22 protein-coding genes are annotated in these 23856 nt (G+C 69.3%); 13 read left to right on the plus strand and 9 right to left on the minus strand.

The genetic code is table 11. From position 1 onward, the window contains the following. The first annotated feature begins 103 nt into the window (after nucleotides 1-103). Together ACODSY_RS03625 and ACODSY_RS03630 are read left to right on the plus strand one after the other, a co-directional pair. Nucleotides 104-2194, plus strand: a complete 2091-nt coding sequence (locus tag ACODSY_RS03625; RefSeq protein WP_488950288.1) for an AMP-binding protein — start codon at nucleotides 104-106, stop codon at nucleotides 2192-2194. Then, a complete protein-coding gene (locus ACODSY_RS03630; RefSeq protein WP_488950289.1) occupies nucleotides 2182-4110 on the plus strand; it encodes an AMP-binding protein in 1929 nt (642 codons plus the stop codon). Before ACODSY_RS03625 ends, ACODSY_RS03630 begins: the two co-directional genes overlap by 13 nt. Nucleotides 4111-4150: 40 nt before the next feature. Here ACODSY_RS03630 and ACODSY_RS03635 read toward each other — a convergent pair whose 3' ends face one another. The 3 genes from ACODSY_RS03635 to ACODSY_RS03645 form a co-directional block, all read right to left on the minus strand. Beyond that, complete coding sequence (locus tag ACODSY_RS03635) at nucleotides 4151-6040, minus strand: glycoside hydrolase family 15 protein (RefSeq protein WP_488950290.1); 1890 nt, start codon at nucleotides 6038-6040, stop codon at nucleotides 4151-4153. A 95-nt stretch (nucleotides 6041-6135) separates the two neighbouring features. Continuing rightward, nucleotides 6136-8289 (minus strand): amylo-alpha-1,6-glucosidase, encoded by a 2154-nt coding sequence (locus ACODSY_RS03640; protein ID WP_488950291.1) that lies wholly within the window; start codon nucleotides 8287-8289, stop codon nucleotides 6136-6138. Nucleotides 8290-8315: 26 nt separating this feature from the next. Continuing rightward, a complete protein-coding gene (locus ACODSY_RS03645) occupies nucleotides 8316-9365 on the minus strand; it encodes a glycosyltransferase family 4 protein (RefSeq protein ID WP_488950292.1) in 1050 nt (349 codons plus the stop codon). Nucleotides 9366-9517: 152 nt separating this feature from the next. Here ACODSY_RS03645 and pgl point away from each other — a divergent pair, with 152 nt between their 5' ends. From pgl to ACODSY_RS03665, 4 genes are read left to right on the plus strand one after another with little or no spacing between them, the layout of a single operon-like run. Continuing rightward, nucleotides 9518-10180 (plus strand): 6-phosphogluconolactonase, encoded by a 663-nt coding sequence (pgl, locus tag ACODSY_RS03650; protein ID WP_488950293.1) that lies wholly within the window; start codon nucleotides 9518-9520, stop codon nucleotides 10178-10180. Between the two features lie 4 nt (nucleotides 10181-10184). Next, a complete protein-coding gene (gene edd, locus ACODSY_RS03655; RefSeq protein ID WP_488950294.1) occupies nucleotides 10185-11996 on the plus strand; it encodes a phosphogluconate dehydratase in 1812 nt (603 codons plus the stop codon). Continuing rightward, the gene (gene glk / locus ACODSY_RS03660) at nucleotides 11996-12967 is read left to right on the plus strand and encodes a glucokinase (RefSeq protein ID WP_488950295.1); all 972 of its coding nucleotides are present in this window, start codon (nucleotides 11996-11998) and stop codon (nucleotides 12965-12967) included. Before edd ends, glk begins: the two co-directional genes overlap by 1 nt. Continuing rightward, nucleotides 12964-13218, plus strand: a complete 255-nt coding sequence (locus tag ACODSY_RS03665) for a hypothetical protein (RefSeq protein WP_488950296.1) — start codon at nucleotides 12964-12966, stop codon at nucleotides 13216-13218. The genes glk and ACODSY_RS03665 overlap by 4 nt, the downstream gene beginning before the upstream one ends. A gap of 12 nt (nucleotides 13219-13230) precedes the next feature. Here the strand turns inward: ACODSY_RS03665 and ACODSY_RS03670 are convergent, their stop codons facing one another. The 3 genes from ACODSY_RS03670 to ACODSY_RS03680 are packed head-to-tail and all read right to left on the minus strand — an operon-like array spanning nucleotide 13231 to nucleotide 16003. Further along, nucleotides 13231-14055, minus strand: a complete 825-nt coding sequence (locus tag ACODSY_RS03670; RefSeq protein WP_488950297.1) for a hypothetical protein — start codon at nucleotides 14053-14055, stop codon at nucleotides 13231-13233. A 2-nt stretch (nucleotides 14056-14057) separates the two neighbouring features. Beyond that, nucleotides 14058-14840 carry an enoyl-CoA hydratase/isomerase family protein gene (locus ACODSY_RS03675; protein ID WP_488950298.1) on the minus strand — a complete coding sequence of 261 codons (783 nt, stop codon included), beginning with the start codon at nucleotides 14838-14840 and terminating at the stop codon, nucleotides 14058-14060. Beyond that, nucleotides 14837-16003, minus strand: coding sequence for an acyl-CoA dehydrogenase family protein (locus ACODSY_RS03680; RefSeq protein ID WP_488950299.1), 1167 nt, complete (start codon nucleotides 16001-16003; stop codon nucleotides 14837-14839). The genes ACODSY_RS03675 and ACODSY_RS03680 overlap by 4 nt, the downstream gene beginning before the upstream one ends. A 154-nt stretch (nucleotides 16004-16157) precedes the next feature. Between ACODSY_RS03680 and ACODSY_RS03685 the strand changes: the two genes are divergently transcribed. From ACODSY_RS03685 to ACODSY_RS03705, 5 genes are all read left to right on the plus strand, one after another. After that, nucleotides 16158-16898 (plus strand): IclR family transcriptional regulator, encoded by a 741-nt coding sequence (locus ACODSY_RS03685; protein WP_488950300.1) that lies wholly within the window; start codon nucleotides 16158-16160, stop codon nucleotides 16896-16898. An 11-nt stretch (nucleotides 16899-16909) separates the two neighbouring features. Beyond that, nucleotides 16910-18139, plus strand: coding sequence for a CaiB/BaiF CoA transferase family protein (locus ACODSY_RS03690; protein WP_488950301.1), 1230 nt, complete (start codon nucleotides 16910-16912; stop codon nucleotides 18137-18139). Nucleotides 18140-18144: 5 nt separating this feature from the next. Further along, nucleotides 18145-18708 carry a P-loop NTPase family protein gene (locus tag ACODSY_RS03695; protein ID WP_488950302.1) on the plus strand — a complete coding sequence of 188 codons (564 nt, stop codon included), beginning with the start codon at nucleotides 18145-18147 and terminating at the stop codon, nucleotides 18706-18708. 168 nt (nucleotides 18709-18876) lie between these two features. Then, nucleotides 18877-19020 (plus strand): hypothetical protein, encoded by a 144-nt coding sequence (locus tag ACODSY_RS03700; RefSeq protein ID WP_488950303.1) that lies wholly within the window; start codon nucleotides 18877-18879, stop codon nucleotides 19018-19020. Beyond that, nucleotides 19017-19601, plus strand: coding sequence for a hypothetical protein (locus ACODSY_RS03705; RefSeq protein ID WP_488950304.1), 585 nt, complete (start codon nucleotides 19017-19019; stop codon nucleotides 19599-19601). Before ACODSY_RS03700 ends, ACODSY_RS03705 begins: the two co-directional genes overlap by 4 nt. Here ACODSY_RS03705 and ACODSY_RS03710 read toward each other — a convergent pair. The 3 genes from ACODSY_RS03710 to ACODSY_RS03720 all read right to left on the minus strand — a co-directional run bounded on the left by ACODSY_RS03710 (nucleotide 19598) and on the right by ACODSY_RS03720 (nucleotide 22331). Beyond that, nucleotides 19598-19996 carry a Zn-ribbon domain-containing OB-fold protein gene (locus ACODSY_RS03710; RefSeq protein WP_488950305.1) on the minus strand — a complete coding sequence of 133 codons (399 nt, stop codon included), beginning with the start codon at nucleotides 19994-19996 and terminating at the stop codon, nucleotides 19598-19600. The genes ACODSY_RS03705 and ACODSY_RS03710 overlap by 4 nt on opposite strands. A gap of 2 nt (nucleotides 19997-19998) precedes the next feature. Continuing rightward, nucleotides 19999-21192: a thiolase domain-containing protein gene (locus tag ACODSY_RS03715; protein ID WP_488950306.1), complete on the minus strand. Its 1194-nt coding sequence runs from the start codon at nucleotides 21190-21192 to the stop codon at nucleotides 19999-20001. An 89-nt stretch (nucleotides 21193-21281) separates the two neighbouring features. Beyond that, entirely contained in the window at nucleotides 21282-22331 is a 1050-nt protein-coding gene (locus ACODSY_RS03720; RefSeq protein ID WP_488950307.1) for an alpha/beta hydrolase fold domain-containing protein, read from the minus strand. Between the two features lie 33 nt (nucleotides 22332-22364). On the opposite strand from ACODSY_RS03720, the gene ACODSY_RS03725 reads away from it, so the two are divergent. Together ACODSY_RS03725 and ACODSY_RS03730 are read left to right on the plus strand one after the other, a co-directional pair. Further along, entirely contained in the window at nucleotides 22365-22766 is a 402-nt protein-coding gene (locus ACODSY_RS03725; protein ID WP_488950308.1) for a helix-turn-helix transcriptional regulator, read from the plus strand. Between the two features lie 114 nt (nucleotides 22767-22880). Further along, complete coding sequence (locus ACODSY_RS03730) at nucleotides 22881-23816, plus strand: calcium-binding protein (RefSeq protein ID WP_488950309.1); 936 nt, start codon at nucleotides 22881-22883, stop codon at nucleotides 23814-23816. Nucleotides 23817-23856: the final 40 nt, after the last annotated feature.

Raw genomic sequence — 23856 nt, forward strand, 5'->3', positions numbered from 1 at the left:
CATCTCCGTCGGGTGGCATACACATTGCGACTCCACTTTGGGTTAAGTAGCGCCCGGGGGTTTGCGAGCTATGGCATGGGGGCGTTGGAGGCGAGGGGAGGCGGTGGCTGCGCCGAAGCCGGCACGGCTGCGCGAGGGCCTGCGCCTCAGTCCCAACGAGGAACGCTACGTCCTGGCCGAGACCCTGACGGGACAGGTCTATGCCGTGCCGTCAGGTGCGCGGTTCAAGGGACCGCTGCCGTTCGACAAGCTGATCACGGCGCTGCAGGAGACCTGCGATCGGCATGAGGCGCGGCGCACCGGCTACGAGCGCGGCCCGGACGGAACGTTCACCAAATATGTGGAAGCGCGCGCCAGCGTCCATCTGGAGCGGCTCTCCATGCCAGGCGCGACCGACGCCGAGATCATGGAGGCCGTCAACGCGCACACCATGCGCAAGGGCGACCTCTCCCCGCGAGAACTGCACCGCTTCATCCTGATCGAGCTGGGGCCGGACGACCACGTCTTCGCCTTCGCCCTGCACCACGCCACGGCGGACGGCGTCACTTTCAGCGCCTTCGTCATGGAAGTGTATGCACGGCTTCTGGACTTTCCGCTGCCCGAGGCGCCCAGCCAATACAGCGATTTCTGGGATTTCGACTGGGCGGAGTCCGACGCATACCGCGAGGCCGAGGCTTTCTGGCGCGAGCGCCTGAGCGGCATCGGCGACCCTGGCGCCTGGCCCGCCGACCGGCCGCGCGGCCACAGCCAGGCGCGGCTGGGGGAGCCGGTGCGCCTGGAGCCCGAGATGGTCGCCCGCGCCCGCGCCGCGGCTGCCGAGATCGGGGTCACGCCCTTCACCTACTTCTATGCGGTCTACCAGGTCTTGCTGTCGCGCATGATCGGATCCGAGACCGTGGTCACGACCTTTCAGAGCGCGGGGCGCAAGGGCTTCCCCGGCGCCGAGCGGACCGCCGGCGTCTTTTCGAACAGCCTGATCGTGGCCAGTCGGATCGACCCGGACGAGTCCATCGCCACGATCGCCCGCCGACTGCGCGCCGACGTCAAGGCGGCCATCGCGCACGAGATCTACCCCTACCACCGCGCGATCCGGACGACCGGGGTGCGGGCTCGCTACGCCATGAACTGGATGCCGCCTATGGGCGGCGTGATCACCTTCGACAACATCCAGATCATTCCCATCCTGCTGCACCAGAACCAAGACGACGACGACCTCAACCTGCGGTTCGGCGAGTACGACGGGTCGATGCAGCTCACGTTGTACTACGACCCCAGCGCCTATGACGCGCCGAGGGTCTCGGCGGCGGCGCGGCAGCTCGCCGGCCTGGCCGATGCGCTGGCCCGCGACGTCGGCCGTGCGGTGGGCGAGGTGCGCTCGGTCGAGCTGGCCCCGCCGGGCGTCCTGCCCGACCCCGCCGAGCCTCTCCCGGAGGCGGAAGGCCGACGCATCTTCGACGACTTCCTCGCCCGAACGGCCGAGACGCCGGACGCGGTCGCGGTGTCCTTCGGCGAGATGCGCCTGACCTACGCCCAAGTCGAGGCGCGGTCCCGCAGTCTGGCCCAGAGGCTGGTGAAGGCCGGCGTCGCGCCGGGCGATCGGGTCGCCATCCTGGCGGAGCGCGGCCCGGCGTTCGTCTGGTCGATGCTCGCGGCGGCCCGCGCCGGAGCGACTTTCGTCGTCCTGGACGGGGCCTATCCGGAACCGCGGCTGAACGAGCTGATAGCGATGGCGGCCCCCCGTGCGGTGATCCGCGCGGGCGGTGCGAACCTGGAGGCGCTCGCCGAGCGCCTGGCCTCCGAGCGCCGCAGCCCGGTGTTCGACGCGGACGCGGAGCCGGACGCGGCGGCGGATGCGGAGGGGTTGGATCGGGCCCGGCCGTCCGATCCCGCCTACATTCTCTTCACGTCCGGCAGCACCGGCCGTCCGAAGGGCGTGGCGGTGTCGCATGATCCGCTGGCGCACTTCGTCCGCTGGCAGGCGCAGCAATTCGGCCTGACCCGCGAGGACCGGGTGTCGCTGCTCTCGGGACTCTCGCACGACCCGGTGATGCGCGACGTGTTCACGCCCCTGGCGCTCGGCGCGCGGGTCTGCATCCCGCCGGCCGAGGCGATGGCCGCGCCAGGGGGCCTCTCGCGCTGGCTCGCAGCGGATGAGATCACGGTCACGCACCTGACCCCCAGATGGGTCGCCTGATCGCCACCGGCGCCACGGCGCAACTGCCGCGCCTGCGGCACGTGTTCTGGGGTGGGGACCGGCTTCGCCGTGATATCGTCGTGGACGTGGCGACCATCGCCCCTGCCGCGCGGCAGACCAACTTCTATGGGGCGACAGAGACCCCCCAGGCGGTCGCCGCCGCCTCGGTCGATCCGGGTCTCACGAGCGACTGCGCGCCGATCGGCCGAGGGGTCGCGGGCGCTCAGCTCCTCATCGTCGACGCCCAGCGCCGTCCACTGGGCATTGGCGAACCCGGCGAGATCGCCGTGCGGTCCAGCCGGCTCAGCCTGGGCTACCTGAACGATGGCCGGATCGTGCCGGCGGCGGACCAGGACGTTTATTACACCGGCGATCGCGGCCTCTATCTGCCGGACGGGTCCATCATGGTGGTCGGCCGCCAGGACGACCAGTTGAAGATCCGCGGCCATCGGGTCGAACCCGCCGAGATCGCGCGGCTCTTGCAGGGCCGGCCCGGCGTACGCGACGCGGTCGTGGTCCCCGTCGGTGACGACGACGAGACGAACCTCGTCGCCTTCGTGTGCGGCCCCCGTGAGCTCGCCGGGCGCGAAGCCGACATCGCCGAGTCGCTCGCGGCCCGGCTGCCGCCGCACATGGTCCCGCAGCGGGTGGTCTGGATCGAGGCGATGCCGCTCGGACCGAACGGGAAGGTGCGTTGGGAGGCGCTGCTGGAACATCTGGCGGTCCGCGACGCGGTCCCGGTCGTCGCCGAGCCGGTGGGCAGCGACACCGAACGCCGCCTGATCGAAGCCTGGACGTCCCTGATGGGCGGTCGCGTGGTGGCCCGGAGTTCGACCTTCGCGAGCCTGGGGGGTGACAGCCTTTCCTACGTCCAGGCCTATTTGGCGACGGGAGAGGTCATTGGCGATCCCCCGGCCGGCTGGCAGCTCATGTCCATCGCCGACCTGGCTGCGACGGTGAAGACCGCCGAGGTCGCGCCGCGCGAGATGGACAGCGCCATCTTGCTCCGCGCCGCCGCGATCGTGCTGGTGGTCGGCGCGCACTATGGCCTGGTGAACTACGGGGGCGGCGCGACCGGCGCCCTGATGCTGATCTCGGGGTTCCTGTTCGCCGGGATGGGCCTCAGCGAAGTGTTTCGTACTCGGTCCGCGATCCCGGCCTTCACGATCCTGAGGAATATCGTGATCCCCGCTGCGGTCATGGGGCTGGTGATCTGGCTGTTTCGCCTGCCCGGCAGTCCGCCTCCGTCCTACCTCCTGCTGATGAGCGCCGATCTCCAAGACTGGCGCACCGCCAATCCGCAGGACCTGCCGCTGTGGTACGTCCATGCGCTGGTTCACATCCTGGCCTTCGTCGCGCTGGCGCTCGGCGCGCTTCAGGTGCTGCGCCGCCTGGAGGTCGGCCGCGACGCCTTCCTCTGGGGGCTGTTCGTCCTGGGATGCGCGGGCCGCTTCCTGTTCCCCGCCGTGCTCGATTCGAACTTCTGGCGGATCGGCGTCCGGCATCTGGACATGATCCACTTCCTACCCACGACCCACCTGGCCACCTTCGCCCTCGGCGGCCTCGTCGCCTGTGCGGATACGCCCGTCAGGCGCCGGCGCCTGTTCGCGGTGATCCTGGCCTACGCCCTGGCGAGCGTGCCCTTCTACGGTCCCGGCCAAGCGGCGTTCGTGTTCCTGAGCGGAACGCTGCTGACCTTCGCGCCGCGCCTGGCGATTCCCCGGCCGCTGGCGGTCGGCGTCTTCGCCGTGGCGGGCGCGTCGCTGTGGATCTACCTGACCCATATCCTGTGGCGGGATGGGCTGGGCCAGCTAGGCGTGACCCTGCCCCGGGCGTCGACCTGGTCTCGGCGCTATTGGTGGGCGTCGGCGTCGCGCGCGGCTGGAGTTTCGCCGCCGCGGCGTTCCGCAAGCTGAGAGGCCGGGACCCGTCGATGTCGAGTGCGGACGCGACGATCTAGCGGATGCTCTGCCAGCTCTTGGACAGCAGGTTGGCGCAGTTGATCAGCCCGACCAGGGAATAGGTCTGGGGATAGTTTCCCCACAGCTCCTTGCCGTCGAGACTGATGTCCTCCGACAGCAGCCCGGCCGAGGTCCGGCGGCCCAGCATCTCTTCGAACAGCTGCCGCGCCTCGGCCGAGCGGCCCGACAGGTGCAGCGCCTCGATCAGCCAGAAGGTGCAGAAGTTGAACGCCGTCTCGGGCAGGCCGAAGTCGTCCGGGATGGCGTAGCGCAGCATGTAGGTTCCGCGGCGCAGGCCGTGCTCGACCGCCGCCATGGTCGCCTGCATCCGCGGGTCGTCGGCGTGGATGAAGCGGACGTCGACCAGCTGCAGCAGGCTGGCGTCCAGCTCGTCGCCGCCGAAGGTGGCCGCGAACCGCCCCTCCTTCTCGTTCCACGCGCGGGTCTCGATGGTCTTGCGCACGTGGGCCGCCTTGCCGTTCCAATAGGCGGCGCGATCGCTGAGGCCCAGCTTCGCGGCGGCGTTGCCAAGCCGGTCGCAGGCCGCCCAGCACATGACCGACGAATAGGTGTGCACCGCCTCGCGGCCGCGGAACTCCCACAGGCTGGCGTCCGGCTTGTCGTGCAGCTCGAACGCCCGCTCCCCGATCGGCTCGAGCGCCTTGAAGTCGGCCACGGTGGCGGGCCGCAGCAGCCGCTCGTCGAAGAAGGCCTGCACCGTGGACAAGACGATCTGGCCGTACACGTCGTGCTGGAGATGCTCGTGCGCCTGATTGCCCACACGAACGGGACCGATGCCGCGGTAGCCGGGCAGGTTCGGCGCGATCCACTCGGTGAGAACCGGCTCCAGGCCCACGCCGTACACCGGCTGCACGTGCCCGGCCTTGCCGTTCGGCGTCGGGCTCTGCTCCATGCCGGGCAATTCGCGCTGCGCCGCCGGAACGCCGCTCGGATGCATCTCGCCGCGGCTGGCTTCGTCCACCAGGTTGCGCAGGTAGACGAGGTAGTTCTCCAGCATGTCGGCGGCGCCGAGCCGATTCAGTGCCTGGACCACGTAGTAGGCGTCACGGAGCCAGCAGTACCGGTAGTCCCAGTTGCGGCCGGCCCCGGGCTCCGCGTCGTGTTCCGGCAGCGACGTGGTCAGCGCCGCCACGATGGCGCCCGTCTCTTCGTAGGCGCAGAGCTTCAGGGTGATCGCCGCGCGGATCACCGCTTCCTGCCACTCGAGCGGCACCGACAGGGTCCGCACCCAACCGCGCCAGTAGTCCGTGGTCTCGCGGAGCATGCGCGCCACCGTGGTCGAAACCTCGGCGTCGAAGCCTTCGTCCGGCCCGAGGAACAGGCTGATCTGCTCCTCCAGCCGGAAGACCCGCTCCTCGACGATGTGGCTCACCGGCGCATCGGTGGTCAGGCGCAGGGTCACCTCGTCGCCCACATAGCGGATGTGGTTCGAGCCGGCCGTCTGGTAGCAGGGCCGCTCGCCGTAGTTCATCATCGGGCGCAGGCGGATGCGCACCCGTGGCGCGCCGCTCAAGGGGCGCACGATGCGCGCGAAGGCCAGCGGCCGGTACTGGCGCCCCAGGTGCCGGTAGCGCGGCGCAAAGTCGAGGATCTCGACCGCGGCGCCCTCGGCGTTGCGGATCTCGGTGCGCAGGATGGGCGTATTGCGCAGGTAGGCCTGGTCGTATTCCGTGGCGCCTTCGACCTCGACCGACCAGATGCCACAGGCGTCGGCTGCGCCCGGATCCTTGCCGCCCAGCAGGCCGCAGAAGAACGGATCGCCGTCTACGCGCGGCGCGCAGGCCCAGACATAGCGGCCGGCCCGGTCGATCAGGGCGCTGGCGGCGCAGTTGCCGATAGGGAAGAGGTCCAGGTTCTGGGTCAACGTCCCTCTCTCCGGACGACGCGCACGCTGTTCAAGCAGGCCCCTCCGTCTGCTGGTCGACTCTGAAACGTCGATCGCCGCGGTTTGCTCCGCGGTCAACCGTAGCGGACGCGCAATCGGGGTCCCCGACTGTTCGAGTGCACCGCCACCCGGCCGCCCTGGCGCTCGAAGGTCAGGTCGATCGCGCCGTCGCCGACCTGCAGGTCGGCCACGGTCAGCCGGTCGATGCCGATTGGCAGGACCGGATTGCGGATCTCGACCTCGGCCTCTTCGCCGCTGATGGAGAGCCCCAGGCAGGACTGCAGCAGCATGAACACCGAGCCGGCAGCCCAGGCCTGGGGCAGGCAGGCGACCGGATAGGCCACCGGAGGCTCGCCCGCGGCGCGCGGGAAGCCGCAGAAGAGCTCCGGCAACCGCATCTCGAACTGCGTCGCGGCCTCGAAGAGTCCCGCGGTCAGCTTCACCACTGCGGCGCGCTCGCCGTAGTATGACAACCCCAGCGCCGCGAGGGCCGTATCGTGGGGCCAGACCGAACCGTTGTGGTAGGACATCGGATTGAAGCGGGGCTGCTCGGTCGCCAGCGTCCGCAATCCCCAGCCTGAGAAGAAGCCGCCGGAAGATAGCCGCCGCGCGACCTTCTCGGCGCGGTCTGCCCGCGGCAGGCCTGTCACCAGCAGGTGCGCCGGATTGGAGGCGATGACCCTGCAGAGCTCGCCCTGGCCGTCGAGGGCGATGCCGTAGAACCCGTGCTCCGGCATCCAGAACCTGTCCTCGACCACCTTGCGCAAGCCTGCCGCCCGCCGGCTCCATCGCTCCGCCGCCCGCGCATCGCCGCGCCGCGCGGTCAGGGCCGCCATGGTTCGGTAGGCGGCGAAGGCGTAGCCCTGCACTTCCACGAGCGCGACCGGCCCCGCCGGGAAGCGGCCGTCGGCGTGGAAGATCGAATCCCCCGAGTCCTTCCATCCCTGGTTGGCGAGGCCTCCGTCCATGGCGCGGGCGTACGAGATCAGGCCGAGGGGGTGCTGGTCGGCCTTCTCGGCGATCCACTCGGCCGCCCGCTCGAGCGCGGGCCACCACCGGTCGAGTTGGGCGTAGTCGCCGGTGCGCTCGGCATAGGCGCCTGCCAGCGCCACGAACAGGGGCGTGGTGTCGACACCGCCGTAGTAGCGGCCGAACGGCACTTCACCCAGGGCCGACATCTCCCCGCGACGGGTCTCGTGCATGATCTTGCCGGGATCGGAATCGCGGAATGCAGAGGTTTCCCGCGCCTGGTGTTCGGCGAGGTACGAGAGCACGCCCTTGGCCAGGGCCGGCTCGAACCAGAGGATCTGCCAAGCGGTGATGATCCCGTCGCGTCCGAAGGCGGTCGAGAACCAGGGGATGCCCGCATAGGGGTAGGGCCCGGTCTTCATCGGCGTGGTCAGGAGGGCGAGGTCGGCACGCGATTTGTCGATCCAGGCGTTGAACAGGCGGCCGTTGGTGGTCAGCCGCGCACCCTGCCTGCGCCGCTTCCGCATCGCGAACCGAGCCCGGGCGGCGGCGGCCCGGAATCGCTCGCGACAGGGCGAGGCTTCCTCGGCGCCGCAGACCTCCACGTAGAGCTCCCAGCATTCGTCGGTCTGCAGGGCGACCTGGAATTCGGCCTCGCTCTCCGTGAGCTGGGCGGGGGTCTGGGAAAAGGCGACGACACTGCTGCGGGCCACGCCGTCCAGCCCTTCGTAGCGGTAGCGGACCCCACAGGGGGACAGCTCCGGCGGGAAGGTGCGACCGCGTGCGCGGCGGATCGCGCCGCGCACCTCGAACATGTCGCGGAAGTCTGCGGCGAACCGGAACACCAGCGGCAGGGCCATGGGGTCGCGACCGTAGTTCGTCAGCCGGACCCGCTCGTAGAGCCGCTCGTCCCAGAGAAAGCGCTTGCGCTCCAGGTGCACAACGCCGGGCGGCGCGGTGGGTCCGCTGGGCACCGGGATCGCGCGGTTCAGGCCATGCGAGGTGAAGTAGACATTGTCCTGGCTGACCGCGCCGGAAAGCAGGGTGGGCGACTTGCCGCCCAGGCTGAGCTCCCAGCGCGAAAGGATTCGGGTGTCGTCATGGAACAGCCCGTCGGCGGCGCCGGCGATGTCGCCGTGGCTGTCGGCCACGATGAACGTGTCGCGGTCCTTGAGCGCGTACAGCCGTTGAGGAACGCGTGGTTCCTCGATCTCGCCCCATTCGACGGGGATGGTGTGCGACGGCGCTAGGTCGTTCATCGGCGGCTCGTGGCGCTATTCGTGGGTCAGGCGGCCTCCGTCAGGGGCGTTTCCTGTGGAAGGCGCCGGTAGATCTCGAGATAGCGCCGGGCCATGGCGATGGCCGAGAACCGTTCCTCGAACCGGGCGCGGATCGCGGTGCGATCCAGCTGGTGGATGGCGGCCACGGCGCGCTGGGCCTGGGTCGCGGACTTGACGATGAAGCCGGTGAGGCCCGGCTCGATAACTTCCGGGACCGAACCGTTCTCCCACGCGATCACGGGCGTGCCACAGGCCATCGCCTCGATCATCACCAGCCCGAACGGTTCGGGCCAGTCGATCGGAAAGAGCAGGGCGTCCGCTCCGCCCAGGAAGGCCGACTTCTCCTGATCGCCGATCTCGCCCACGAACTCTACCAGCGGGTGGGCCAGCAGCGGCTCTATTTCGTTTTCGAAGTAGGCGCGATCGGCCGCGTCGACCTTGGCGGCGATCTTCAGCCGCCGGCCGGCGGCCACGGCGATGGCGATGGCGCGATCCGGCCGCTTCTCGGGCGAAATACGGCCGAGGAAGGCGAGGTAACCCGCACTCTTCGGGCTGAACCGGTAGAGGTCGGTCGACATGCCGTGGTGGACCGTCGCCGCCCAGTTGGCGAAGGGCAGGGGGCGGCGCTGATCGTCGCTGATCGACACCAGCGGAAACTGCGGCCAACGCTGATAGACGCCCGGCAGGTCCTTGAGGTCTAGGCGGCCGTGCAGGGTCGTGATGGTCCGCCCGGCCATGTCCTGGAACATGGGAAACTGGATCATGTCGGTGTGGAAGTGGATCACATCGAACTCGTCGGCGCGCCGGCGCACCTCGGCGAGCTGGCTAAGGTGGGCGGCCAGATCCGATTTCAGAAGCGCCGGATCGAGGCGGATCGCCTGGTCCCGCACCGCCGCCAGTTCGCCCAGGGTTTGGGCCTCGGCGCTGGAGAAGAGCGTCACGTCGTGACCCAGGATGACGAGGGCGTCGGTCAGGTGGGCGACGACACGCTCCGTTCCGCCGTACAGGCGGGGGGGCACGGCTTCATATAGCGGGGCGACCTGGGCGATACGCATCTTGGCACTACCTCCGCACCGCACGCGTCCCAGCAGCGGCGCCTGACATCCGTCACTAGGACGCGGTCCGGCCGTGTGCGGTTCCATCGGATGTGCGAAATGGCGCCGGCGGCGGGCGCCGTGAGCCCCAGCGGCGCGTTAGGAAGGCAGGCATGATCGAAACCTATCCGAACGCCGCCGTCCTGGCCGAGGTCGCCGCCCTGGCCATCGAGGCCCAGCTGGCCGCCGCCCTGCGCACCCATGGCCGCGCCAGCCTGGTGGCGACGGGCGGTCGTTCGCCGGGGCCCGTGTTCGATTGCCTGGCCCGTTCCACCGACGTCGACTGGGCGCGGGTGGTGGTCACGCTTTCGGACGAGCGTTGCGTCGACGCCGACGATCCCGCGTCCAATGCCAAGGCGGTCCGCGAGCGGCTGCTGATTGGCCGCGCGGCCAAGGCGCACCTCCTGCCGCTGTGGCCCGAGCCCGAGGCGGCCGCGCTGGCGGCGCTGCAGCCGTTCGACGCCGTCATGCTCGGGATGGGCGAGGACGGGCACATCGCCTCGCTGATCCCCGGTGATCCCGGCCTGGAGGACGGCCTGACCACCGCCGACCCCCTGCGGCGCGTGCCCGCCGGCCTGGGAAAGCCCCCCGTCGCGCGGATCACGCTCTCGCTTCAGGCGCTGCTGAATGCGCAGGCCATCTTCCTTCTGATCGCGGGGGAGGCTAAGCGCGGGGTCGTCGAGCGGGCGCTGGCGGGCGAGGACCTGCCGGTCGGCCGGCTCGTCTCGCAATCCCAGGCGCGCCTGCGCATCTTCTGGACCCCGGACGGAGGTTGAGGTCATGCATCCTGTCACCGCGGAGGTCACCCAGCGGATCGTCGAGCGCAGCCGCGAGACCCGCGCCGACTATCTCGACCGCATGGAAGCGGCGCGCCAGTCCGGCCCGGGCCGGGGCAAGCTCTCCTGCGCCAACTGGGCCCACGCCTTCGCGGCCAGCCCGGACGGCGACAAGCAGCGCATGCGCGATCCGACGGCGCCGAACGTGGCCATCGTTTCGGCCTACAACGACATGCTCTCGGCCCACCAGCCGTACGAGCGCTTCCCCGACATCATCCGCAAGGCCGCCCACGAGGTGAAGGCCACCGCCCAGTTCGCCGGCGGCGTGCCCGCCATGTGCGACGGGGTCACCCAGGGACGTCCGGGCATGGAGCTGTCGCTGTTCAGCCGCGACGTGATCGCCATGTCGACCGCGGTGGCTCTGACCCACGACGCCTTCGACGCAGCCCTGATGCTGGGCATCTGCGACAAGATCGTGCCCGGCCTGTTTATCGGCGCCGCCGCCTTCGGCCACCTGCCGACCATCTTCGTGCCCGGCGGGCCGATGACTTCGGGGATCTCCAATGCCGAGAAGGCCCGTGTCCGGGCGCTCTACGCCGAGGGCAAGGCCACTCGCGAGGAGCTGCTCGACAGCGAGATGAAGAGCTACCACGGACCTGGCACCTGCACGTTCTACGGCACCGCCAATTCGAACCAGATGATGATGGAGATGACCGGCCTGCACCTGCCCGGCGCGGCCTTCATCAGCCCCAACACGCCCCTGCGTGACGCCCTGACCGCCCACGCTCCCAAGCGGGCGGTGGAGATCCGCGACGGCGGCAACGACTACACGCCGTTCTCCGCGGTGATCGACGAGAAGAGCCTGGTCAACGCCATGGCGGGCCTGCTGGCCACTGGGGGCTCGACGAACCACACCCTGCACATCCTGGCCATGGCGCGCGCCGCGGGCATCCTGGTGACCTGGGAAGACTTCCACGACCTCAGCCGCGTCACGCCCCTGATCGCCCGCGTCTATCCGAACGGGTCCGAAGACGTGAACGCCTTCCACGCGGCCGGCGGCATGGCGTTCGTCACCCGCACCCTGCTGGACCACGGCCTCGCCCACGACGACGTGCGGACCGTGGCCGGCGAAGGCCTGCGGCGTTACCAGCAGGAGCCGTTCCTGGACGGCGGAAAGCTGGTCTGGCGCGAGGGCTCCGCCGCCAGCCTCAACCGCGACCTGCTGCGCCCGGCCGACGACCCCTTCGAGGCCGAAGGCGGCCTGCGCGTGCTGACCGGCGGCCTCGGCCGTGGGGTCATCAAGACCTCCGCCGTGAAGCCCCAGCATCGGATCATCGAGGCGCCGGCCCTGGTGTTCGACGACCAGGACGAGCTGCTGGCCGCCCACAAGCGCGGCGAACTCGCCCGCGACTTCGTGGCCGTGGTGCGCTTCCAGGGCCCCCAGGCCAACGGCATGCCCGAGCTCCACTCCCTGACCCCGCCGCTCGGCGTGCAGCTCGACAAGGGCTTCCAGGTGGCTCTGGTGACCGACGGGCGGATGTCGGGCGCCAGCGGCAAGGTGCCGGCCGCGATCCACGTGACGCCCGAAGCCGCCGTCGGCGGCCCCCTGGCCTATGTGCGCAACGGCGACATCATCCGCCTCGACGCCGAGGCGGGCACGCTGGAGATCAAGGTAGATCCCGCCGAGCTGATGCGGCGCGAGCGCGCGGTATGCCCTCCCGCCGGCCACGGGTATGGCCGCGAGCTGTTCGGCTGGATGCGCCGCGCCGCCGGCCCCGCCGACACTGGCGCCTGCGCCCTGTTCGAGGCCGCCTGATGAAGCCTCACTGGTCGGGTCTCGTCGGCGACGTCGGCGGCACCAACGCGCGGTTCGCCCTGGTGGATTCCCAGGGCCACATCCGCAATCCGCGCAGCTTCCCCTGCAAGGACTACCCAAGCCTCGACGCCATCATGGCGGAATACATCGAGACGACTGTCGGCAAGAAGCGGCCGCCGAAGGCGGTGATCGCGGTCGCGGGGCCGGTGCTCGACGGCGAAATCGAGTTCACCAACCTCGACTGGCGGGTCTCGGAGGGCGACCTCCTCGCCCATTTCGAGTTCGAGGCCGTCGAGCTGATCAACGACTTCGCCGCCCAGGCCCTGGCCTGCCCGCTGCTGGAAGGCGCGGACCTGCGGCCGCTCGGGCCGACCCTGCCTAGAGGACCGCACGACTGCCCCATGCTCGCCCTGGGCGCGGGCACCGGCTTCGGCGTCGCGGCTCTCGCCCGCAGCGAACGCGGCGACGTCGCCCTCGCCACCGAGGGCGGCCACGCGGCCTTTGCCCCCACCGACGAGGTGGAGCTCGAGGTGCTGAAGCGGCTGATGGGCAAGTATGGCCGCGTCTCGATCGAGCGTCTGCTTTCCGGCCAGGGCCTGTACGACCTCTACGCCGCCCTCGCCGATATCAAGGGACGGCCCGCGGCGCTCGCGGACGAGGTCGAGGTGACGAAGGAAGGCCTGGTCGGAGATCCGCTGGCGGGCGAGACCCTGGATCGCTTCGGCGGTATCCTGGGCGCGGTGGCGGGCGACCTCGCGCTGACTTTCGGCGCCCGTGGCGGGGTGTTCATCTCGGGCGGGATCGCGCCGCGCATCGCCGAACGCCTGGCCGCCGGCGCCTTCCGCAAGCGTTTCGAGGACAAGGGACGGCTGGCCGACTACGTCGCGACCATCCCCACCTACCTGGTCCTGCACCCCTATCCCGCCATCGTGGGCGCCGCCCGCGAGCTCGAGCAGATGGAGCGGCTGTGACCACCGCCGATCAGCTCCGCTGGATGATCGCCGCCCAGGCCCGGCCGGGTGAGCCTGGCTCGGCGGTGGTGAGCGTCCTGGGCCGCAATGCGCTGATCCCCGAGCTGGCCTTCGACATCGCGGTGGACTGGCATCCGGGCGCCGAGGCGCCGGACGTGGAGGGCCGGGCCCTGGTCATCCTCTCGCTGCTGTTCAAGGAACTCGCGGCCGAGTGCGAGCGCGCCGCCGGCGCCAGGTTCGCCGAGGGCTAGTCCGTCCGGCCCCTAGCAGGCCGGCGGCGCCCCCAGCCGGCGGATCGTCACCGTCTCCTCCTGCGAGCCGCCCGAGGTGCGGGTGACGCGGCGCTCTTCCAGCCGGAGGACGCGGCCGTCGCCGACCGCCAAGTCCGCCTTGCTGACCGCCGCGCGGACGGCGCCCATGGCGTTGCGGTTGGTCTGTCGCTCCAGAGCTACGACGCAGCCCGGCCTCGCCACCTTGACGTCGAGCGTCGCCTTCGTGGCGTCCGGGTCGCGGAGGTCGGTCATACCGAGGGGCAGGCCGCCCCGCGGTTCCATAAGCGCCATGATCGCCACGTCGCCCAGCACCATCTCCTGGGCGGTCTCGACAGGCGCGCCGTCCATGCGCTCGAAGACGATGGCCCGGATGGGGTCGTTCGGCGGGAGGGCGGCCGCCACCCGGTCCAGCAGCCACGTCCGATACTGCGGCCAGGTCTCCACCGCGACGATGCGGCCGTCCGGGCCCATGCGGAAGTCCAGGCTGCCGCCCACGGCCGCCTTCATCGCCGCGGCCATCGACGCGCCGCCGCTGTCGTCGATCGTCGCCTCGCGCAGGGTGTAGCGCAGGCGCAAGCCGTCGCTCTCCCGCCCCAGCACCTCCAGATCGAACGTGAGAGCGTTGGTCTGGGTCTGGCCGCCCTGGTCGTCCTTCTGGACGAAGCGCGTCTCGCTTCGATAGCTGTAGCGATCGCCCACCGCGTCGGGGCGGGTGCGCACCTGCACGGTCTCGCGGCCCCCAGGATCCACGACCACCTGCGCGCCCGCGGAAGCCGCGAACGCGGCGACCGCCAGGGCAAGCAGGGCGGCGCGCACGATCACCGCCCCACGAAGTTCCCGGGGCGCCGCTCGGCGACCGAGCGCACGCCCTCGGCGAAATCCTCGGTGGCGCGCAGGATGGCCTGTTCCTTGTGTTCGATGTCGGTCTGGGCGCGCACGTCGGCGGCCAGCTGGGCGCGCAGGGTCTTTCGGGTCGCCGCCACGGCCAGAGGCGCGTTCTCGGCGATTTCCCGGGCCAGCTTCAGGGCCGCGCCCCGCAGCTCGTCCATCGGCACGACCTCATCCACCAGGCCCCAGGCCAGGCCTTCCTCGGCCTTTACCCGCCGGCCGGTCAGGAACATCAGCGCCGCGCGCTGCTGGCCGACCAGGCGGGGCAGGGTGTGCGTCAGGCCGAAGCCAGGGTGGAACGACAGCTTCACGAAGTTGGCCGCGAAACGCGCCTCGGGCGCCGCCACGCGGAAGTCGGCCACCAGCGCCAGGCCAAGCCCCGCGCCCACCGCCGAGCCCTGCACCGCCGCCACGATCGGCGTCGCCACCGAGAACAGCCGCACCGCCTGGTCGTAGAGCGCGTTCACGCCCTCCATCCCGCTGGCGACCTTGTCGGTGGGTGAGGAGAAGTCGGCGCCGCCAGAGAAGGTCTTGCCCTCGCTCTGCAGGACGATGGCGCGCACGTCGTTCGATGCGTCCGCCGCCTCCATGGCGTCGGCCAGGTCGCTCATGAACTCGACCGAGACGAAGTTGTGCGGCGGCCGGTTCAGCGTGACCACCGCCACATGCCCGTCCAGCGCGACCTTCACGTGGTCGCCGTAAGCTTGCTTCATCGTCTCGTCCCCAACAGGTTCCTGGCCACGACCCACTTATGCACTTCGGTCGGGCCGTCATAGATACGCATCGTTCGCAGTTTGGCCTGCATGAGCTGCAGCGGTAGTTCCTTGGTCATACCCATGGCGCCGAAGGCCTGCATGGCCCGGTCGACGGTCTCATAGGCCATCTCGGTGGCGAACCACTTGATCATGCTGATCTCGGAGCGGACGTCACGCCCGCTGTCCAGCTTCCAGGCGCAGTCGTAGGTCATCAGCCGCGTGGCGTGGATCTTGGTCGCCGCCTCGGCCACCCAGAACTGGATCGCCTGTCGCTCCGAGAGCGGCATGCCGAAGGTCTTCCGCTGCGGGGCGTACTCGATGACCATGTCCAGCGCGCGCTGGGCCATACCGATCGACCAGGCGGCCATCTGGATGCGCCGTGTGCCCAGCCGCACCTGCATCGGCGCGAAGCCTGCGCCCTCCTGGCCCAGCAGCTTCCAGCCCTCGACGCGGCAATCCTCCAGGGCGATCTCGTAGGTGTACTGCCCGCCCACCATCGGGATGCGGCGCAGGACGTTGAAGCCCGGCGTCCCCTTGTCGACCAGGAAGGCGCTCATCCCGCCGCGGGCGCCCTTCTCCTTGTCCGTCACCGCCATCAGGATCGTGAAGTCGGCGTCCTGAGCGCGCGTGATCCAGATTTTTCGGCCGTTTATGACCCAGTCGTCCCCGTCGCGGACCGCATAGGTCGTCATGGCGGCGGGGTCGGACCCGGCGCCCGGTTCGGAAATGCCGATGGCCGACACGGTCTTACCGGCCACATAGGGCGCCAAGTAGGCCTCGCGCTGGCGCTCGTTCACCGTCGCCATCAGCATCCGCAGGTTCGGGCTGTCCGGCGGCAGGGTGTAGGGCGTCACGCAGCGGCCGATCTCCTCCTCGACCCCGACCATCGCCATCATCGGCAGGTCCGACCCGCCGACGTCTTCGGGGGCGTCCAGGCCGAACAAGCCTAGTTCGTGCGCCTTCTTGTCGAGCCGCTGATGCTCATCGTCGGGGAGGTAGAGCCCCTTGCCTTCGGCCTCGCGGGCCATGACGGCGGGCTCCAGGGGCATGAGTTCGTCGCGGACGAACTTCTGCACCAGGTCCTTCAGCATCCGGTGCTCTTCCGAGAGCTCGAAATGCATGGCGCTTCCCCTCTCAATCTGTTTTCCGGCCATTGAACAGGCCTGGACGAAGCGATACTAGCTCTGACTGCAATCGCCCATATGTGGATTGTATTTCCATATATGTGGAATAAGTGGCCGCTTATCTGAATGAAGGCCATTTTCGGGAGGTCTCGTGGCGGAAGGCGCGGTGAAATCGGCGCAGCGGGCGCTGGAGATCCTCGAGGTCTTCGCACGCCAGCGGCGTCCGCTGGCGCTCAAGGAGATCCTGGACGAGCTGGGCTATCCCACCTCCAGCGGATCGGCCCTGATGAAGTCGCTCGTGGCCCTGGGCTACCTCGACTACGACCGCGAACGGCGCACCTATTTCCCCACCATGCGGATCGCGGTTCTGGGAAGCTGGGTTCCGGCCGCGCTGTTCGGCGAGGGTCCGCTGCTCGCGTCGCTGGAGGCGCTGCACCGCAACGTCGGTGAGACCGTGGTACTGGCGGTCCAGAGCGACCTGCACGCCCAGTATGTCCACGTCATACATTCCGCCGAACCGCTGCAATTCCGCGCTCCGCCGGGCACGCTGCGGCCGCTGGCGCGGTCGGGGATGGGATTGGTCCTGCTGTCGGCCAAGAAGGACGCCGAGATCGAGCGCCTGCGCCGCCGGATCAACGCTTCCGGCGATGGGGGCATGCAGTCGCGGGAAGAGTTGATGACCCGGGTGAACGAGGTCCGCGCCCGCGGCTACGCCTTCTCGAAGAACAGCATTTCCCCAGGCCTCGGGATCATCGGCGCGGCTCTGCCGAAGGGTCCGTTCGGCCGCGTGGCCGCCGTGGGCGTCGCCGGGCGGGTCGCGCGGCTGGAAGAAAAACAAGAGGCGATCGTGGCCGAGCTCGAGGCCATGATTCACAGGCTCGAACACGCGTGAGAGGAACCGGTATGACCGCGAAGACCATGGCCCCGAAGCCCACCGGCCCGCTCAGCGGCATCCGCATCCTGGACCTGACCAGCGTCGTCAACGGCGCCTACGGCACGCAGATCCTGGCCGACCAGGGCGCCGAGGTGATCAAGGTGGAAGACCCCGGCTCCGGTCGCGGCGACGGCGGCGACATCATGCGCTGGGCCGGCCACCTTCCTGAAGGCGCGCCGCGCGGAATGGGGCCGATCTTCCTCACGATCAACCGCAACAAGCGCTCGGTGCTGGTGGACATGAAGTCCGAGGCCGGGAAACGCGCCATGCGCCGGCTGATCAAGTCCTGCGACGTGCTCGCCTCGTCGGTTCGCTACGACGGCATGAGGCGGCTGGGCCTGAGCTACGAGGAGGTCGCCGCGATCAAGCCGGACATCGTCTTCGTCCATGCCGCCGGCTACGGGTCGGATGGACCCTACGCGGGCGAGCCGGCCTATGACGACCTGATCCAGTCGGCCTCGGGCGCCGCCGACATTCTGGGCCGAACCGACGGCAACCCCACGCCGCGGATCCTGCCGACCCTGATGGCTGACAAGGTCTCGGGCCTGTTCCTGTCGCAGGCGGTGACCGCGGCCCTGCTGCACAAGGCGCGCACCGGCGAAGGCCAGTTCGTCGAGGTGCCGATGTTCGAGTGCGTGACCAGCTTCCTGCTGGTGGAGCACCTCTACGACCACACGTTCGAGCCCCCCACCGGCCAATGGGGCTATCAGCGGGTGATCAACCCCAACCGCAAGCCCTACAAGACCAAGGACGGCTACATCGGGCTGCTGCCCTATACGGACAAGCAGTGGGACCAGTTCTTCCAGGCGGCGGGCTATGGCGACCTGATCGCCTCCGACCCGCGCTTCGCCGACTACGCCACCCGCGCCAAGCACATCCAGGAACTCTACGGGATGATCGAGAAGGCCGCGGCCACCAAGACCACCCAGGAATGGCTCGATATCCTGAAGCCGCTGTCGATCCCGGTGGTGAAGACCAACACCCTCGACGAGCTGCCCGACGATCCGCACCTGAAGGCCGTGGGCTTCTTCGAAGAATACCAGCACCCCGACCTCGGGACCTATCGGCTGATGAAGCCGCCGGTGAAGTTCGCTAAGAGCCCCTCCAACATCCGCCGCCATCCGCCCAAGCTGGGCGAGCACACCGACGAGATCCTTGGCGAGCTTGGCGCGGAGGTCAGCGAGGGCGAGGAGGCCTAGATCGGGTGCGGGTCACGGTCAGCGGGACGTCGGGGTCGGGCAAGACCACCTTCGCCGGCGCGCTGGCCCAGGCCATCGGCGCGCGCCACATCGACCTCGACGCCATCAACTGGCAGCCGAACTGGCAGGACCTGCACCGCGGCGACCCGGAGGAGTTCAAGCGCCGGGTCTCGGCCGCCGCCGCCGCCGGGGATGCCTGGGTCAGCTGCGGCAACTACTCCAAGGTCCGACCGATCATCCTGGCCCGCGCGACGCACGCGGTCTGGCTCGACTATCCGAAGTGGGTGGTGATGACGCGCGTCTTCCGGCGCTCGTTCCATCGGGCCTGGACCGGCGAGGAGCTCTGGCCCGGCACCGGCAATACCGAGACCTTCCGGCGCTGGCTCGACAAGGAACACCCGATCCGCTGGGCCTGGGACACCTATGAGGTCCGCAAGCAGCGCATCGCCGCCGAGATGGCGGATCCCGCGCTGGCCCACCTGGTGAAATATCGGCTGACACACCCGCGCGAAGCCGCCCCCCTGATCGCGAAGCTGGCGGCGGAGGCCAAGGCTGTCCCAACGGTGTAGCGGCCCTTCTGATATGTTCTTATTTTGTTCTCGACTCCAGAGCTCTACCATGAGAGGTTGAGGCCTCGTTGGGAGCGTCGGATCCCGGTCGATGCGAAAGAAGGCTGGGTGTCGCAACCAAGCATGGTTCGGGGCGGAAAATTACTTCGCCCCGACGCGAAGCTGCCCGTGCGTCCAAACAAGGTTGAGAAGTACCTGGAACAGAAGCCCGATTCGCCTACGGGGCGCAGAGCTGGCGCTCAGGCGCTCGAGAAGTACAAGGACTTGGGCAAGGTTCGTATCGTCTACTACCGCCGGAATCCGCCGAAGTGAGCGCCTCCAAGTACGCCAAGGCCATTTCATCGACGCTAGGGCCGGTTGGATTTGCCCGCGCCAAGGATGGGGTATGGCGTAGGGAAAAGAACGGATTTTTCGAGGAGGTCAGCCTTCAAGGCTCGCGAACGGGGCCTAAGGTGACGGTCAATTTCGCACTTCGCCATGATCGCGCACGCCGGATCGTGCATGCGGCGGCCGGTCCTGGAACTTTGGGAACCGACTTTTCCATCCAGGGCCGTATTGGACAGTTCCGAGGACCTTTCGATCTTTGGTGGCCGAGTGACGATATCGAAGGCCCTTCAGATGTCTCCAATCTGCTTCGCACGGGCTTGTTGCCGTTTCTCGAAAAGATGCACGCCGTCGATCCATATATGGAAGCGTTGAAACATCAGTACGCGGGCGGACGTTGGCCCTATGTCACCCCAGTCCTAGAACTCGCCGTTCTCCTCCACGAAAAGGGAGCCGTTCAAGAGGCGTGGGATCTTCTCGCGAACCCTCCGGAACGACTCGATCCACGAGAGCGGCCGCGTGTGGCAGCCGTTCGCCAGCTGTTGCTCGCGGGTGCTGCAGAAACCTAGGCAGGAACGAACACCGGCACGGGCGGGCCGCCGTCGGTGGGCTGGAGCTTCACCTTCACGCGCAGGCCGATCTTCAGATCCTCGGGCGTCACGTCGACGACGTTGGTCAGCACGTTCGGGCCCTCGTCCAGGGTCACGTAGGCCAGGGCGTAGGGGCCGCTCGGCGACTTGCGCATGATCGAGAAGCTGTAGACCACGCCCTCGCCCGGGCTCTCCTCCCAGACCGTCTGGTCGGAATGGCAGAACGGGCACATCGAGCGCGGATACCAGTGGGCTTCCTTGCACGCCGTGCAGCGCTTGATCAGGAACTTGCCCTGTTCGGCTGCGTCGAAGAACGGCTTGCTCTCGACAGTGACGGCGGGGGCCGGGACCGGCCGGGTCATCAGTTCGGACATGCTCAGCCCTCCCGTTCCATGATCAGCGTGGCCGCGCCGTGGCGGATGCCCAGCGAGCCGCCGGTGCCGTGGGCCAGGGCCAGGTCGCAGTTGGCCACCTGGACCTTCGGATGCGCCTCGCCGCGCAGCTGGCGCACCGCCTCGATCACCTTGGTGATGCCGCCGCGGTTGGTGGGGTGGTTGTTGCAGAGCCCGCCGCCGTCGGTGTTGAACGGCAGCTTGCCGACGCCCGAGATCAGGCCGCCGTCGGCGACGAACCTGCCGCCCTCACCCTTCTTGCAGAAGCCCAGGTCCTCGAGCTGCATCAGCACGGTGATGGTGAAGCTGTCGTAGATCGAGGCGTACTTGATGTCGGCCGGCGTCACGCCCGCCTCCTCGAACGCCCGCGGGCCCGACCAGACCGCGCCGGAATAGGTCAGGTCCAGCTTGCCGCCCTGCTGCGCCTTGGGCGCCTCGCCCGCGCCGAGCACGCGTACCTTGGGCCGCTTCAGCGACTTCGCCACCTCAGGCGACGTGACGATGAGGGCGCCGCCGCCGTCCGTCACCACGCAGCAGTCCAGGAGGTGCAGCGGGTCCGAGATCATGCGGCTGTTCACCACCTCCTCGACCGTGACCACGTTCTTGAGGAAGGCGTGCTCGTTCCACTGGGCATGGTGGCTGGCCGCCACCTTGATCCAGGCCAGCTGCTCCGAGGTGGTGCCGTACTCGTACATGTGGCGCATGGCGCACATGCCGTAGGTGTTGTGGGTCGAGCCGCCGTAGATGCTCTCGAAGCCGGCCTCGGGTGGGCCATCACTCAGGCCCGGGCCCCGCGCGCCGCCGGCCATGCTGGCGCCCGGCCGGTTGCCGCCGTTGCGAGGCCGGCCGGCCAAGGTGATCAGCGCCACCTGGCACTTGCCCGCCGCGATCGCCTGGGCCGCGTGGCCGACGTGCAGGATGTAGGACGAGCCGCCCGTCTCCGTCGTGTCCATGTGGCGGACGTTCTTCAGGCCCATGTAGTCGATCATCGACATGGCCCCGAACCCCGGCGCGTCGCCGGCGCAGAAATAGGCGTCGACGTCGTCGAACCCGAGCCCCGCGTCCTCCAGCGCCCCCTTGGCGCACTCGGCGTGCAACTGGGCTGTGGTCTTGTCCGGGGCGTCGCGGGTGGGGTGCTCATAGGCCCCCATCAGGTAGGCCTTGCCCTTGATGCTCATGCGATCTCCCGGAGAGCGTCTTGAATAAGGGGTACGGGCTTAGCCGTCTCGCGGCGCCGCAGCAATCGTCCGTAGGGTCAGGCTCGGCGTCAGTTCAGGTGCGGCGCGCCCGCATCCAGCCGCCGGCGGATGAAGTCCGCCGCCAGTTCGATCGATTGCCGAGCCTTGGGAGTCCCCATGCGCTCCCAGACGTGGGTCTCGTCGGACCACAGCCTGACGGTGAGGTCGCCTCCGGCGTCGCGCACCGCATCGGCCAGCCGCACGGCGTCGTCGTAGAGGATGTCGCCCCGGCTCGCGTGGATCAGGATCGGTGGGAAGCCCTCGAACCCGCCGAACAGCGGCGAGGCGAGCGGGTCGGTGGCCGAGCGGCCGTCGAGGTAGAACCGCGCCACCAGGGCCAGGCTCTCCATGGTGTAAGGCGTCGTCCCCAGCAGCGAGGCGGCGGTCACCGACCAGCTCTGCAGCGACAGGTCCACCCAGGGCGAGAGCAGCACCACGCCGTCGGGCATCGCCAGGCCCCGCGCGCGAGCCTGCTGCAGCGCCGAGAGCAGGATCGCCGCGCCCGCGGATTCCGCCAGCGCCACGACCGGCTCTTCCGGCCAGGTTTCCTTGAACCAGCTCCAAGCCGCCAGGATGTCGTCCACCGCCGCTGGGCAGGGATGCTCGGGCGCCAGGCGGTAGCTGGGGGCGAACACGCGGGCCTGGGCCGCGGCCGCGAAACGCGCGACGAGTTGGGTGATGCGGGGCGATCGCTCGGCGATGAACGAGCCGCCGTGAACGTAGAAGACGAACCCCTGCGGCTCGGCGGCGCGGGGCGCGAACCACTCCGCGGGGGAGGGCGGGGGCGCGAGGCCCGCGCCGGGTCCCGCCTGGCGGATCGCCTCGGCCTCCACCCGCGCCAGGACAGGCGCGTCGAACCGCATGTGGAGGCGTCGCTGCCCCGCGGTGTAGCGGGCGAGGGCCGCGGGACCGGCCGCCTCGGCGCGGAGGCAGGCCCGCATGGAGGCGTTGACAATCCGCTGCATGGTCCGGTTGGCGAAGGTCCGCAGCCATGCTTTCAGCGGCGCGGCCGGCCGGTCCATCTCCACCACCTCGGCGCGACCGACCCTGGCCCCGCCCACGCTTCCCGCTAGACTCATGCTCACACCGACTCGAACGCAACCGACGGAACCATGAGCGACGACGAGGCCCTAGACCACCGTTTGCTGCGGCAGGCCGAAGCCTACAGCCGTCTCTATCCCAGCGTCCTGCCGCGTCTGAAGGCGGCGCTGGAGGCGGGCAACCCCGGGCTGAGGGCCCTCGTCCAGTCCATGCAGACCGCGCTGGCCCAGGCGGAGGGCCAGCGGGTGCGGCAGCTGCGCGACGCCTGGGGGCTCAGCGGCCAGGAGGCCCAAGTCGCCCTGCGGCTCATCGATGGCGCCACCGTGGCCGACTGCGCCGCCGACCTCGGCGTGGCCGAAAGCACGATCCGCACCCATGTGAAGTCCGTGTTCGCCAAGACCGGCCGCTCGCGTCAGTCGCAACTGGCGTCCCTCCTCCAGACTCGCCCCGGCATCCCCTCGGGTGACGAGTAAGTTATTGTTAACTATCGCGAAAAAATAGCGCGTCGCCTCCCCCAGATTGGGGAGGCCGCCAGCGGCGGGTCTCCATAGCTTCCCGACGAAGTTTGCGTATGGGGGCTTTTCGTCATGGCTTTGCTCGTCGCCGGCGCCGCCGGCATCAGTGTCGACACGCTCAAGATCGACGACCTGCTGGAGGGGACGCCCACCGTCGCCACGGCCACCGGCTTCACCCTGAAGGACGGCGACTGGCTGGAGGAATTCCAGGGCCAGTTCACCTATGCCGGCAACGAGCTCTCGGGGGGAACGGTCACGGCCTGGAAGGAAAGCTTCCAGGGCAATGTGGTGTTCGAGGTCTCCGGGTTTTCCGTTCCGGTCACCACCTTCGTGAACTGGGTCAACACCAACGACAATGAAGCCGCGCGCAGCACGATCCTGGGCGCCGCCGACACGATCCGCGGCTCGGCCGCCGCCGATAACCTGCGAGGCTACGCGGGCAACGACACCATCACCGGTGGTGACGGGACGAACTATCTGCGCGGCGACGAGGGTGACGACAGCATCGTCGGCGGAGCTGGCTTCGACGACATCAACGGGAACATGGGCAACGACACCTGTGTCTCGGGCGGGGGCGACGACTGGGTGGTCGGTGGCCGCGACAACGACAGCCTGGTGGGCAGCGCGGGCCAGAACCTGGTCTATGGCAACCTGGGGAACGATACCTGCGAGGGCGGCGACGGGAACGACATCGTCCGCGGTGGCCAGGACAACGACGCGATCTTCGGCGGCGCCGGGGACGACTACGTGTCGGGCGACAAGGGCGCCGACACCGTCACCGGGGGATTGGGCGCCGACATCTTCCACACCTTCGGCGACGCCGGCGTCGACCGGGTGCTGGATTTCAGCCTGGCGCAGGGCGATCGGGTCCAGCTCGACCCCGGCACCCAGTACACCGTCAGCCAAGTGGGCTCCGACACCGTCATCGACATGACCGGCGGCGGCCAGATGATCCTGGTCGGCGTGCAGATGAGCACGCTCACCACGGGCTGGATCTTCGGGGCCTGACGCAAGGCCGCGCCGCTCTCGTCGGGCGGCGCGCAGCACA

It is taken from the genome of Phenylobacterium sp. FG114 (assembly GCF_057809855.1).